General features: G+C 54.5%; 6 protein-coding genes. 2 read left to right on the forward strand and 4 right to left on the reverse strand.

Annotated elements, in window-relative coordinates; all coding sequences use genetic code 11:
* Positions 1-140: 140 nt before the first annotated feature.
* The 4 genes from FUA23_RS05115 to FUA23_RS05130 all read right to left on the reverse strand — a co-directional run bounded on the left by FUA23_RS05115 (position 141) and on the right by FUA23_RS05130 (position 12,216).
* Complete coding sequence (locus FUA23_RS05115; RefSeq protein ID WP_147929650.1) at positions 141-1,313, reverse strand: phytase; 1,173 nt, start codon at positions 1,311-1,313, stop codon at positions 141-143.
* 67 nt (positions 1,314-1,380) lie between these two features.
* The gene (locus FUA23_RS05120) at positions 1,381-4,149 is read right to left on the reverse strand and encodes a TonB-dependent receptor (protein ID WP_147929651.1); all 2,769 of its coding nucleotides are present in this window, start codon (positions 4,147-4,149) and stop codon (positions 1,381-1,383) included.
* Between the two features lie 256 nt (positions 4,150-4,405).
* Positions 4,406-7,309, reverse strand: coding sequence for a TonB-dependent receptor (locus FUA23_RS05125; protein WP_147929652.1), 2,904 nt, complete (start codon positions 7,307-7,309; stop codon positions 4,406-4,408).
* Positions 7,310-7,755: 446 nt separating this feature from the next.
* A complete protein-coding gene (locus tag FUA23_RS05130; protein ID WP_246144036.1) occupies positions 7,756-12,216 on the reverse strand; it encodes a T9SS type A sorting domain-containing protein in 4,461 nt (1,486 codons plus the stop codon).
* A 299-nt stretch (positions 12,217-12,515) separates the two neighbouring features.
* Between FUA23_RS05130 and FUA23_RS05135 the strand changes: the two genes are divergently transcribed.
* Positions 12,516-12,947, forward strand: coding sequence for a DUF2147 domain-containing protein (locus FUA23_RS05135; protein ID WP_147929653.1), 432 nt, complete (start codon positions 12,516-12,518; stop codon positions 12,945-12,947).
* Between the two features lie 79 nt (positions 12,948-13,026).
* A complete protein-coding gene (locus tag FUA23_RS05140) occupies positions 13,027-13,263 on the forward strand; it encodes a hypothetical protein (RefSeq protein ID WP_147929654.1) in 237 nt (78 codons plus the stop codon).
* Positions 13,264-13,441 lie beyond the last annotated feature (178 nt).

Consider the following 13,441-nt stretch of genomic DNA (forward strand, 5'->3'; position numbering starts at 1 on the left):
CAGGGCTACTGTAACCAATCAAACCCAATGGATTTTCAACAGCGGTAGCCAAATCGCTTATCACATATCCCTTATCGCTTTTCCCTTATCTGGTTTCGGAGAAGCCGCCGGCTGAAGCCGGGGCTACTGTAGAAGTAGTTTTACCGCAGCTCCAGTTCTTTAACCACCGCTCCCCAGTCGACCAGTTTAAAGTTTTGGGGCAGCATCTTACCATCTTCGTAGTTGAACCCGTCCTGCGCAACGAGCAGGCCATTGGGGAAGGCGGGGCCAAAATCGCCGGTCATTACTTCCAGGCCGTCGGTTTCTTCGATTCCATCGCAGTTTGATCCATCCGTAACCTTGAAGCTTCCGAGGTATTTATTATCGCCCGCGCGGTCAAATACGGCGTAGCTGAAGTTCCCCTGAATGCTTACCACTAGGTACCCCTCTCCGTTCGCCTCCCGGGCAAGGGTGATCCCCTCGATGTCAGGAACGAGCGCGGTATTGGTTTCTGCATCCGCATCTTTAACCAGGCTTTGCACCTGCGTTCCCGCCTGATCATCTTTGGGATCCAGGGGCAGTTTCCAAACGCCCCGGGCCTCCTCGCCTACGTAGAGCCAACCCAGCTCCGAGTCGGCGACCATCCCTTCGGTCTGGGAGGCAAATGAAATATCCCGCACCAGTTCCAGCGCATATTTGCCGTCCGTTTCCACGAGTTTGAACTGCTGCATCCGCCCGTTCTTTCCGTTGGCGATGGCATACACTTCCGCGCCGGACCGACCGAGACAGAAACCGTAAATGTCGTCAATTTCCGTGCTGTCTACCTTCAGTGCGTCTACCGCTACATCTGTCAGTTTTCCGGTTTCCGGATTCACGCTGAACAAGTCGATCGACTGGTCAGACCGGTTGCTGCAGCCCAGCAACGTAATGGTGCTGTCGCCAGACTGCACGCCGGTCAGGATATCGATGTTGTTGATCTTCCCAATGGGGTAATAGTCCACCTCCGCTCCGCTGAGGTCGTACACGGCCATTCCGCCGGTTTTATTGGAACCGTAGATCAGGCTCTTTGCCGGGTCAGCCGGATGCCGCCAGATGGCAGGGTCGTCGGCGGCGTCCTCCAGCGAAGTCGCCCGCGCGCTTGCCGTTTCCACGAGCGCCGTCACGGAAGGTTCTATCAGGTCCTGGCCGGCGTACGCAGCCACCAGGGCGAGACTGTCTTCGCGGGCTTCGGTGGTAGCTGCGTCTACGGTTATCGGGGGCTCCGGAGGAAGCTCGTTACCGCAAGAAAGAAAAAGCTGGAGGAGTAAAAAGAATGGTACAATGCGGGACATCATCAATCATGGTTGAGACGCTGTGCGTCAGTGGGTGGACATACGACGCACAGCGTCTCGGCCATAAGTTTTACTTAACGAGATCGAATTTGACGCCGAGATCGAAGCGTACGTTGTAGTACTCCGCCTGGAAGGTTCTTGATGTGTTGCTGCCCTGGAAGTAGCGCAGCGGTTGATTCAGCAGGTTGTTGGCGTTTCCGTAGAGCGTGAAACGCGGGCTGATGCTGTAGTTGAAGTTGAAATCGAGGTAAGTCACCGCATCGTAGTTGATGTCTCCAAAAGCCTCCTCGCCTACTTCGTCGATGAAATCGGAAGCATAGTTAAACGAAACGCGCGTGGTCAGTTTTCCTGCGTCGTAACCTAACGATGCATTGAGGGTATGTTTAGGAGCTCCCGGCAGCCTCAGCTCTTCGTTCTCACGGCCTTCGAAGTTGAAGTCGGTTACTTTAGAGTCGATGTAGGTGTAGTTGAAGTAAACACCAAGGCCAGCGAGTGACGGGCTGATGAAATCGAGCTGACGCTGGAAGGCAACCTCCAGGCCAAGTAAGCGGGCACTGCCTCCGTTGATTGGCTGGGTGAAGCTTCCGTATTCAGTACCCTGAAAGGTGAAATCATCGAAGGTCTGGCTCACGATGAAGTCGTCGATGTTTTTGTAGAAAACGCCACCGGACACGAGGCCGACGTTGCCGAAGTAGTGCTCCATCATCAGGTCGAGGTTCATGCTTCGGGTAGGGTCGATGTCCGGATTGCCGATGCTGATGTCTTCACCGTCTTCGATTTCCTGGTAGGGCACCAGGTCGAAGTAGTTCGGGCGGGCCAGGGTATTGGTGAAGGCAAAACGCAGGATGGTTTTTGGCTTCAGGTTGTACTTGAGGTGGAGGCCGGGCAGGAGGTTGAGGTAGTCGGATTTTTCGGCCTCTGTGGCCGTCAGCGTTTCCTCTTCGTCGTCGTAGCGGAAGCCGGAGTATTCGAGGCTTGTTCTTTCCAGGCGCAGACCGGCCACCGCCAGCAGCTTGGAGCCGAGTTGTTGCTCGATCATGGCGTAGCCACCTACGATGTTTTCGTTGGCGTCGAAGTTACCGGCCAGTTCGCTCAGGTCTGCTTCCCCTTCAAAGCCGCTGCCATTCAGGTTCAGGTTACCGACGAATTCACGGTTTACGTAGGAGCCGGCGCTGTAGTCTCCGGCCAGGAAATCGTCGCGAGTCAGGTCTTCCAGGTTATTGAGGCTCTGGTCGAAAACATCATCGTTGACGGGTTCGTACTCGAAGAAATTGTTGTCGCGGACTTTAGACTTTGTCCGCAGGCGAGCACCAAACTTGAGGGTATTGCGCTTCGGCCCTGCCGCGGTGAGCGGCAGCTCGAAATCGAGGCGGCCGTTGACGTCCTCATCTTTCGTGAACTGGTTTTCCTCGGTGAGCTCGGCCAGTTCCCAGGCGGAAGAAGGATTCTGAAATTCACCCTCCAGGGCGGAGATTTGCGGTTCTTCCTGGTTGGAGAAGTCGACGGTAACGGGCACTACGTCGCCGCTGCCGAGGGTCATGTAGCGTTCGTGCGGGCGGTCTTCGCTGGCCCGGGCGTAGTTGGCGCTCCAGGTGGTTTTCAGTTTACCGAGCAGGTGCTCGCCGCTGAGACTGAAGTTCATCATCCGCTGGTCTTCCAGGCGGGCAAATTTCTCGTCTTCGGTGCCCGACTTGGTTTCGCGCTCCAGTTCGGCCACCCACTGGCCATCCTCTTCTTCGATGTCGGCATAGACAACGCGGTAGCGGTTTTCCCAGTCGTTGCGGTGGTTGTAGATGCCCCGGAAGAAAACGGTGTTGTTGGGGTCGAATTTGTAGTCGAGGCTGAGGGAGTAGCTCTGGCGTATCCGCTGCAGGTAGTACTGGCGGATCTGAATTTCTTCGGGGTACTCGGTTTCGCCTTCGTCGAAGATATCATTGTCGTTGGCATCATCGTAGGTCCATTCAGCTTCTACGTTGTCGGAGCCGAGGTTGTTGTCGAAGTAGGAGCCGGAGACGATCACGCCAAGCTTGCCGTCGGCGTAGCGATCGCCGTAGATGAGCGATCCGTTGAAGGTTGGCTCGTTGGCCAGCAGGTTATAGCCGCCGCCGATGGTTCCGGAAATACGACGCTCGTAGGGCGCGGCGCGGGTAACCAGGTTTACGGCACCGCCGATGGCGTCGGCATCCATATCCGGCGTAACGGCTTTGCTCACCTCCACGGCCTGCACCATGTCGGCGGGAATGAGGTCGAGCTGAATGGATCGTGCTTCGGCTTCCGCCGAAGGGATGCGTTCGCCGTTAATGGTGATGGAACTGAGCTGAGGAGGTGTACCACGGACGTTACCGAAGCGTGCTTCGCCCTGGTCGTACTGCACGTTGACGCCGGGAACGCGCTTGAGCGCGTCGCCGATGTTCTGGTCGGGGAAGCGGCCGATCTGGTCGGCGGCAATCACGTTGGTAATGTTAACCGCAGACTGCTGTTGGCTCAGGGCGCGGCTCTGGCCGCGCAACTGGCTGATGACGGCTACTTCGGCCAGAACGACCCCCGGTGCGAGGCGTACGTCCAGCTCTGTCGTCTCGCCTGCGGCGATGGTGAAGGTTTGGGTGTTTTCGGTAAAACCGATGTATGTTGTCGTGAGATTATGACTACCGGCAGGCAGATCAAGAAGGTTGTAGCGGCCGTTTTGGTCGGTCACCGTTGCTCCTTCCCCGTTCAGGAAAAGCGTGGCACCGGCAAGCGGCAGGTTTGCTTCGTCGATCACGCGTCCGGTAAGTTTGCCGGTTTGGGCGTGCAATAAAGAGGTGAAGACAAAAAGGACTAAAAACAGTAAGTTTCTCATAGTATACGTAGTGAGCCGCAAAGGTCTACAGGCTGTGTTAAGCCGTTTACGCATCAGGATGAAGACGGGGTTAAGAGACGTGGGCTCAATGTTAAACTTTCTGGGCGCGGCCGCGGGTGCAAGGGGCGGTTTTTTCAGGCGCGGTACAGGCATCTACTAACTCCCTTTGCACCTGCGGCCCCGCCATAAAAAAACGCCCCCCGCAAAAAGCAGGAGGCGTTGTAAAAATGATTACAAGGTAATCTAGTGCAAAGTCTTACAGGCTGTAGCTAACGCCCAGGCTGAGGTCTACACCCCGGGTGTACTGGCTGAAGATGTATTCTTCTCCCTGGAAATCACTGAAGGTCTTGAAGTCAGGGTTCAACAGGTTGCGGCCACGGAGGCTGAATTTGAAGTTGTTCACCTGCTTGGAAACAGAGATGTCTAACTGACTGCGTCCTTTCTCAAAGATATCAGGAGACCCAACGGCACCGATCGACTGAAGACGATCGCTGAAGTAGTTGTAGGCAATGATCGCGTCCCAGCCGGTTTCTGGCGTACGGAAAGCAAGATTAGCGTTGGCAACGAAGTCAGACTGACCGTTGAATACCCGCTCGCCGCTGAAATTAGGATCAACCTCCTGGCCGAGTTGAACCTCACGCTCATCGATTTCCTGATTACTCTGGATGTAGGCGAAGTTAGAGCTGAATGTAAAGTTCTGGAACGACTCACCAAGAACAGCCAGTGACTTACGGAATTCCAGTTCGACACCGTAAAGATCAGCGCTCTCGGAGTTCGTCCAGGTAAACTGCTGTTCTCCGGCAAGGCGGAAGGTTGTTACGATCGGGTTGGTGAATTGCTTGTAGAAAGCACTGAAAGCGATCACTTCGCCCGGATTAGGGAAGACCTCGTAGCGAAGATCGAAGTTGTTGATGTCGGTCAACTTAAGGTCAGGGTTACCAAAAACGGGAGGTTCACCAAGGAAGCCGAAGCTACCGAAGGGCGCTACCTCACGCATGTTGGGGCGAGCGATGGTTTGGGAGAAACCAAGGCGAACGTTGGAAGATTCGGTTGCCTTGAAGATCAGGTTGAGGGCTGGCATCAGGTTGGTTTCTTCGATGTTTGCCGTATTATCGTCGATGTTGGCTTGGTTCGGCTCGTCGCGCTCGCGCTCGATGCCTACTACATCACTTTCAACCAGGATGGTCGTTTGCTCAACTCGTAATCCACCAACTGCCTTCAGGCGCTCAGAGATTTCGTAAGTAAGCATACCGTAGCCTCCGGCTACATCAAAGGTTCCTGTGTAGCTGTTGGCAGCGTTGGAGTTATCGAATACGTGAACACCGATGACGTTGCTCCCCGGCTCTCCTCCGATGATACCTAGGTTGTCAGGACCAAGAAAGACGTCGAAGTCTCCTCCTGCCTGGCTGAAGGAGATTCCGCTGCGGTTGTTGTAAGCGTAGATGTTCTCGTTGAAGTCCCGCTCTTTGGTCTGGTACAGCCCACCAAACCTGAAGTTGTTAGCCTTGCTCTTTTTCTGAAGGAAAGGAATGGTGATGTCTAGTTTACCCTGGTAAGAATCATCCGACAGGTCGCGGAAGAAGCGGCTGGGGCGTTGGAACTGAGACGGGTCGATGATGAAGTTCTCACCCTGCTGGATGTACTCCGCGAAGCGCAGATCGGGTTCGTTCTGCTCACTGTCAACGTAGTTGGCTGTCCATTCAATTTTGGTACCGCCAAGGTTAGTCAGTACGTGCTCACCCTGAGCTACGTAGTTGATCAATTCTCGCTCCAGGAAGGTAGATGCCTGTGAACGGTAGAAGTTGTCCGCCTCACCGCTGGCTCCTTTGTCTTCGTTAGACCCCTGAAGGATACGACCTTCGGTAAAGCCCTGGTGGCTATACAGACCGTAAAGGGTAATGTTGTTGGAAGGGCTGGGCTTGAAGCTCAGGCCGAGCATACCGCCAACCTTGCCCGCCTGCGTGCTTTTATCATCACGAACATCGTAAATTTCCTGAAGCGGGCCACCGTCGCCGGGGTTAACGTAGTTACCACGACGGCCGTCGTTGTACTGGCTGTAATCCTGGCTAACACTCGCCGTAGCGAATACGCCTACTGGCATAGAACCGAGGTTGAACTGGTTGCCAATGTTTGCGCTCAGGCTGTAGTCAAGGCCGGAGTCTTTATTATTCAGGGTAAATCCGTTACCAAAATCATTAGCAACGTCGTCCAGTGCTGCGGCAAGTTCATCGTCGGAACGGGCCGGACGACCAGCGCTTGAAGAAAAAACAGCAAGCTCACTGTTTTCGTAAGTTGCAACCGCTGCCGGACGGTCAAGCGTACCGTCGTTATAGCCCAGGCCGATACCGTCTCCGGCGTCGTAGGTTACGAAATTATCCTGCAGGTTGCTCTGTCCGTTGTAGCCAGCAGAAGCGGATACGCCCCAGGTGAAACGCTCAGGCAGCGCCTTGATTTTGATGTCTACGCTACCACCGGTGAAATCACCAGGCAGGTCGGGCGTAAAGGTTTTTGAGGCAGAGATATTATCGAGGATGCTCGTCGGGATCAGGTCAAGCTGAGCACTATTGCGGTACGGGTCGATGCTCGGCAGGCGCAGACCATTGATGGTTGTAGCCGAGTAGCGGTCACCAAGACCACGAACGTAAACGTACTTGCCGTCAACAACGGTTGTTCCGGTTACCTTCGTTAGAGCCGAAGCCGCAGTAGATGCACCGAGAGAAGAGATTTCCTGCTGGGAGATAAGATCTTTCGCGTTGATGTCGTTCTGACGAATTTTCATCACCGCTACTTCACCGCGTTCCAGCGCCTTGGCCTTTACGGTAATGTCCATATCAAGTTCAATGCCTCCACCGTCGGCGCTGAAGTTTACGTCTAACACGGTAGTTTCGTTTGCGATCACTTCTACGTCCGGAACTACCTGATCAGCGTAACCCACGTATGATGCTACTATGGTGTAAACACCGGGGTCGGCCTTGAACTGGAACTTACCTTCGATGAAGTCGGTCTGAGCTCCAGTAGTAGTTCCTTGAATTACAACGTTGGCTCCCAGCATCGGGAAACCGTCCTCGTCGTAAACAGTACCGGAAACGGCTCCGGATTGCGCGAATGCCGTTGTTGCCACCAGTAGGAGCACGGCGAGGGTCAAAATGCGATTCAGCATAAGATCAGAAATTAAGAATTTTTTTGCACTAAATTATGGTGCAAAGTTCGCGGTGTTTCGCGGGCATACCGCGCAATTAGGGTTTATCATAATGTTAAGTCTCAACCACTTAAAAACCTAGTGTTTATGCGGGTTTTAGGCGCACACGCAGGTACGGGGAAAGCTTTTTAAAAGGCAATGTAAAACCAAGGTTAAGCAAATTCTCTCGCAGATAGTGTCCCATTTACACTATCGTTCCTGTTTTGCCTTCCTTTCGCCCGGAATACAGTTGCCGGACAGCGCATTACGCTCAAATGAACGCTAACCTGTTGTACTGCCGGAGAGACACGCTCTAACGGTGAAAACAACAGCGCACCGGCTCATTCATAAACCAGAAAGCCCCGAACAGCAGAGTGCTGTCCGGGGCTTTCATCGTCAAATCCCGGTGGGGGGATTTGAGGCAGAGCTTATTTGTTTACAACAAGCTTCTGGAGCAGACGGCCACCTTCTGCATCGAGAACGATGAAGTAGGTACCGTTAGGCATGTTGGTTACGTCGATGTTCTCGAACTGAGCACCTGCGTTGTAGGTGCGGGCACGGCGGGCCAGTGGGCGACCGAGCATGTCGATTACAGTCAGGGTAACATCAGCAGTGCGGGGCAGTGTGAAGTTTACGCGGGTAACATCACTTGCCGGGTTAGGCACAGGAGCGTCGAGCAGGAATCCTGCACTTTCAACTTCACCTACGCCAGTAGTACCCATCACTACAACGTTGGTAGTAGTAAGAGCAGACCAGCCGGTGAGCCAGTTAGGAGCGCCGTTGCCGAGGTTCTCACCTGGCTCGAATGCACCGTAGTACTTAACAGATTCGAAACCGTCAACCGCAGCGGGAGCACCAAAGGCAGCAGGGCTGAACTCATTCGGACGTGGGTCGATGTCACCACCGTCACTTTCACGGTCCATGTCGAGGAGTACCGGATCAATCAGGCGGTTGTTGGCAGCAACCATGCCGGCAGCTACAACAGCAGAAGATACAGTGTTCACAGCTTCGCCCTGATCAACAGCCAGGAAGAGATCGGCAGCATCAGTGCCTGCACCGAAGTTGAAGAAGATGTTATCGCTAAGGGCGAGGTCACCGGCAACGAAGCGGGCGTAAGCATCCACTTCAGTGTCGTCGCGGTCTTCGATAGCGATGGCAGCACCGTTGAAGTCAGTGAAGATAGAGTTGCGGTAGAATCCACCGGCGTTGTCACGGAAGAGAACGGAGAGAGGAAGTGCACGGTTAGCGTCACCACCAGTAGCAGTTTGGCCGTTACCGATACCTACATAAGTAGCATTGTAGATAGTCGGCTGGCTGAAAGGAGCCTGACCGTCGGGGTTGGCACCATCGTGCTCACCGGAGCGACCAGTACCAGCGCCGGGGCCCTGCAGGGCGTACCAGAACTGGCCACCACCGCGCCATCCGAAGTCGTAGTCGAAACCATCGTCTCCACAGAAAGAAACAGCGGCGTGATCTACTCGTACAGTTCCGCCGAACCACTCGATACCATCGTCGAGGTTGGCGAATACTTCAACGTAATCAATGGTTGTACCAGAACCTACACCACCAAGGGTTAGGCCGTTGATTTCGTTACCGGTAGAAAGCTGGGAACCACCGTGACGGATAGAAACATAAGTAAGTGTACCGGAACTTTCAGTGTCGTCGGGGTTAGCACCACCACCGAAGGTGGCACGGGATTCGTCGGCGTCGATACCTTCGATGTTGTCTTCGCCACCGGGGCGGGCAACGGTAGCGTTACCAAGGATGATCAGTCCACCCCACTCACCACGGTCAGCGTTGGTGAAGTCGTTGTCGTCGTCCAGATCATCACCGGCTGCGGTGAAGATAATCGGAGCTTCAGCAGTACCGGTTGCGTTGATCTGAGCACCACGGGAGATGATCAGGGCAGAAGTATTGTCTCCGGTAGATACATCGTCAGCACCAAGGCCGCGGATCACGGTTCCCTGCTCAATGTTAAGCACACCGTCCTCTTCGAGGAATACGAGACCATCAAGGGTGTAGCAGTTACCGCCACCCCAGTTGTAAGTCTGGCCACCAACGAGGTCAGCATCGGTGATGGTGATACAGTCGTTGTTGTTGATCGGAGTAACTACGTCACCAAGGTAACCGTATTCTGCAAGGGCAGTCCAGTCAGCCAACCAGTTGGCAGTGTTACCGAATGCACCACGGTAAGTAACGATGCTGAAGAATTCATCGTCGGAAGGAACACCTCCTCCGAGAGCAACGCCACCGGCGTTGATCCGTGGGTCAAGGCCTCCGTTCGGTGTGCGGCTGATACCGGCGATACCAGTAGCACCGATGGTGTTGTCCGCAGCGAATGCAGCAGATAAAGCAGAGGTAGAAGCAGGAACTACAACTTCGCCCTGGTCTACAGCAAGGAAAAGGTCAGAGGGGGTAGTACCGGCACCGAAATCTTCGAAGATGTTGCCAGAGAAGGCCAGGTCACCCGCCTGGAAGCGAGCGTAAGCATCTACGTCGGTGTCATCGCGGTCTTCAACGGCAATGGCAGCGCCGTTAAAGCCAGTGAAGATGGAGTTGTTGTAGAAACCACCAGCGTTGTCGCGAAGCAGAACAGACAGTGGAATGGCACGGTTGGCGTCGCCACCGGAAGCAGTAGCACCGTTACCGATACCTACGTAAGTAGCGTTGTAGATCGTTGGCTGGCTGAAAGGAGCCTGACCGTCGGGGTTGGCACCATCGTGCTCACCGGAACGACCGGTTCCGGTACCGGGCTCCTGAATAGCGAACCAGAACTGGCCCTTACCGCGCCAGCCGAAGTCGTAGTCGAAACCGTCATCACCACAGAAAGCAACAGAAGCGTGCTTCACAGAAACGGTACCACCGAACCACTCGATACCATCGTCGAGGTTAGCAAAAACTTCGATGAAGTCGATCTCAGTACCAGCACCTACACCACCGAGGGTAAGGCCGTTGATTTCGTTACCGGTAGAAAGCTGGGAACCACCGTGACGGATAGACACGTAGTTCAGCACACCGGAGCTTTCAGCATCGTCAGGGGTATCACCGCCACCGAAGGTTGCGCGGGCTTCGTCGGCGTCGATACCTTCGATGTTGTCTTCGCCACCGGGGCGGGCAACGGTACCATTACCGAGGATGATCAGGCCACCCCACTCACCGCGGTCAGCGCTGGTGAAGTCGCCGTTATCGTTGAGGTCGTCTTCAGCAGCAGTGAAGATGATTGGCTCAGCGGCAGTACCACGAGCGAAGATCTGTGCGTCGCGGGCAATGATGAGGGCAGAAGTGTTGTCTCCGGTAGAGATACCGTCGGCGTTGAGGCCACGGACAACGGTTCCTGCTTCGATGTTCAGTACACCGTCAGCTTCGAGGAACACAAGACCGTCGAGGGTGTAGCAGTTACCGCCACCCCAGTTGTAAGTCTGGCCACCAACAAGGTCAGCGTCAGTCACTACGATACAGTCGTTAGTATTTACCGGTTCTACGTTGTCACCGAGGTAACCGTATGCGTCTAGTGCAGTCCAGTCCTCAAGCCAGTTAACACGGTTGCCAAAGGCACCACGGTAAGAAACGAGGTTGAAGAATTCATCATCGGAAGGTACGCCGCCACTAAGAGCAGCACCACCGGCGTCGATCCGTGGATCGAGGCCTCCGTTTGCGGTACGACCAATGCTGGCTATGCCGGAAGCACCAATGGTGTTATCAGCTGCGAAAGCAGCAGCAACAGTAGCGGTAGAAGCAGGAACTACAACTTCGCCCTGGTCTACAGCAAGGAAGAGGTCAGCGGCAGTGCTGCCGGCTCCGAAGTCTTCGAAGATGTTGCCGGAGAAGGCCAGGTCACCTGCCTGGAAGCGGGCGTAAGCATCCACGTCTGTGTCATCACGGTCTTCAATGGCGATTGCAGCGCCGTTAAAGCCAGTGAAGATGGAGTTGTTGTAGAAACCACCAGCGTTGTCGCGAAGCAGTACAGACAGAGGAAGAGCACGGTTGGCATCACCGCCAGTAGCAGTAGCACCGTTGCCGATACCAATGTAGGTAGCGTTGTAGATCGTTGGCTGGCTGAAAGGAGCCTGACCGTCAGGGTTTGCACCATCGTGCTCACCGGAACGACCAGTACCGGTACCGGGCTCCTGGATAGCGAACCAGAACTGGCCCTTACCGCGCCAGCCGAAGTCGTAGTCGAAACCGTCGTCACCACAGAAAGCAACAGAAGCGTGCTTTACGGAAACAGTACCACCAAACCACTCGATACCATCGTCAAGGTTAGCGAATACTTCAACGTAGTCGATCTCAGTGCCAGCACCTACACCACCAAGGGTAAGGCCGTTGATTTCGTTACCGGTAGAAAGCTGAGCACCAGCGTGACGAATAGACACATAGTTCAATACACCGGAGCTTTCAGCATCGTCGGGGGTATCACCGCCACCGAAGGTTGCGCGGGCTTCGTCGGCGTCGATACCTTCGATGTTGTCTTCGCCACCAGGGCGGGCAACGGTAGCGTTACCGAGGACAATCAGGCCTCCCCACTCACCGCGGTCAGCGCTGGTGAAGTCACCAGCGTCAGAAAGATCGTCTTCGCGTGCCGTAAAAATGATAGGAGCATCAGCGGTACCGCGGGCAAAAATCTGTGCTCCACGGGTGATGATCAGTGCAGAAGTATTATCTCCGGTAGAAATCTGATCATTCTGGATGCCACGAATTACTGTTCCTGCCTCAATATTGAGGACACCTCCTTCTTCAAGAAATACGAGGCCATCTAGGATATATTCGTTGTCATTCGTCCAGTTGTAAGTCTGACCACCAACGAGGCTGGCATCAGTGATGGTGATCTGAGCTGAAGCGAAACAGCTGCAGAACATCGCCACCATAAATAAGGAAAGCTTGGTATGCATAGTACAAGAGTTGATTTATGCCGCAAAGGTCACTTAAGGCCGTTAACGCTACCTTCGCAGAATGTTAACTTATTGTTACACGTACACTATCCAGGATTAAGTTTGGCTACCAAATCCAGCTATTTGGGCGCGGCCGCAGGAGCAAGGTCCGGGACCAAACAGGCTAACAATGCTTTCCCGAAGGCGTTCCACACTGCATCCTGCGGCCCCGCCCCTGGCCCATACTTCTAAAAAGTCTTCCATTCCATACGAAACCCAACAAATTGTCCGTTATCTTACCGCATACCAACCTGAGCTAAATGAGCAAAACCTACACACTTCTCCTTTTCATCTTTGTCGTTCTCGCAAGTAATCTCCAGGCCCAAAACACCGGAGCCATTACGGGAAGCTGGAAGACCATCGATGACGAAACCGGCGAGACAAAGTCGGTCGTGGAAATCTACGAACAGGACGGTAAGTATTTTGGCCGTATCGCCTCGCTGCAGAAGAACAAAGACGCCCGGTGCACCGAGTGCTCCGGCAAGAAAAAAGACCAACCCATCGTCGGCCTCGTTATCATCGAAGACCTGAAGAAAGACGGTGACTCCTGGAGCGGCGGCTCCATTCTCGACCCGCAAAAAGGCGCTACGTACAAACTTTCAGCCTGGTTCGACGAAGACCCCAATACCTTATATATACGCGGTAAGCACTGGACGGGGCTCTACCGCACCCAAACCTGGACCAGAAATTAAAATCATGCCCCGAAAACGTTTTCCCCGTTTTTGGGATCATACATAAACCAAACCTATTATTTCACTCTTAAAGATCATCATGAAGCAAACTTCTACTCATAATGACATGCTCGCCTATTTGTACGGCGAAAGCACCCCAGCCCAGACGCGGGCGACGGAGGCAGCCCTGGCTGCTGACCCGGTCCTGCGCGGAGAGCTGGCGGAGCTCACCCAGGCCCAGGCAGCTCTGCCGCGCGTGCGCTTCAGCGCACGCAAGCGACTGCTGGACGTAGTTCGTAACTACGCGTTCGGGCCAGATTTGCAGCTATCGGTTTAGTCTGAGACCCGCTCTTAGCAGCCCGATGGTTTTGTGGTCCCCGCGGTGCTCACGCACCGGGTCGGTTCCACGCAACTGCCGCGCACGGCAACAACACAGGCGTTACCTGGGGTGAACCTTCACTCTGGTAACGCCTGTTTACTTTTGCAGCAGTACCTCATGCATCAGCAACCAACCC

The sequence above is a fragment of the Neolewinella aurantiaca genome, from assembly GCF_008014675.1.
GTDB lineage: Bacteria > Bacteroidota > Bacteroidia > Chitinophagales > Saprospiraceae > Neolewinella > Neolewinella aurantiaca.

Excerpts from the sequence above, each read along its gene's own strand:
- FUA23_RS05115 (WP_147929650.1), bottom strand. The coding sequence starts at position 1,313 with ATGATGTCCCGCATTGTACCATTCTTTTTACTCCTCCAGCTTTTTCTT.
- FUA23_RS05120 (WP_147929651.1), bottom strand. The coding sequence starts at position 4,149 with ATGAGAAACTTACTGTTTTTAGTCCTTTTTGTCTTCACCTCTTTATTG.
- FUA23_RS05125 (WP_147929652.1), bottom strand. The coding sequence starts at position 7,309 with ATGCTGAATCGCATTTTGACCCTCGCCGTGCTCCTACTGGTGGCAACA.
- FUA23_RS05130 (WP_246144036.1), bottom strand. The coding sequence starts at position 12,216 with ATGCATACCAAGCTTTCCTTATTTATGGTGGCGATGTTCTGCAGCTGT.
- FUA23_RS05135 (WP_147929653.1), top strand. The coding sequence starts at position 12,516 with ATGAGCAAAACCTACACACTTCTCCTTTTCATCTTTGTCGTTCTCGCA.
- FUA23_RS05140 (WP_147929654.1), top strand. The coding sequence starts at position 13,027 with ATGAAGCAAACTTCTACTCATAATGACATGCTCGCCTATTTGTACGGC.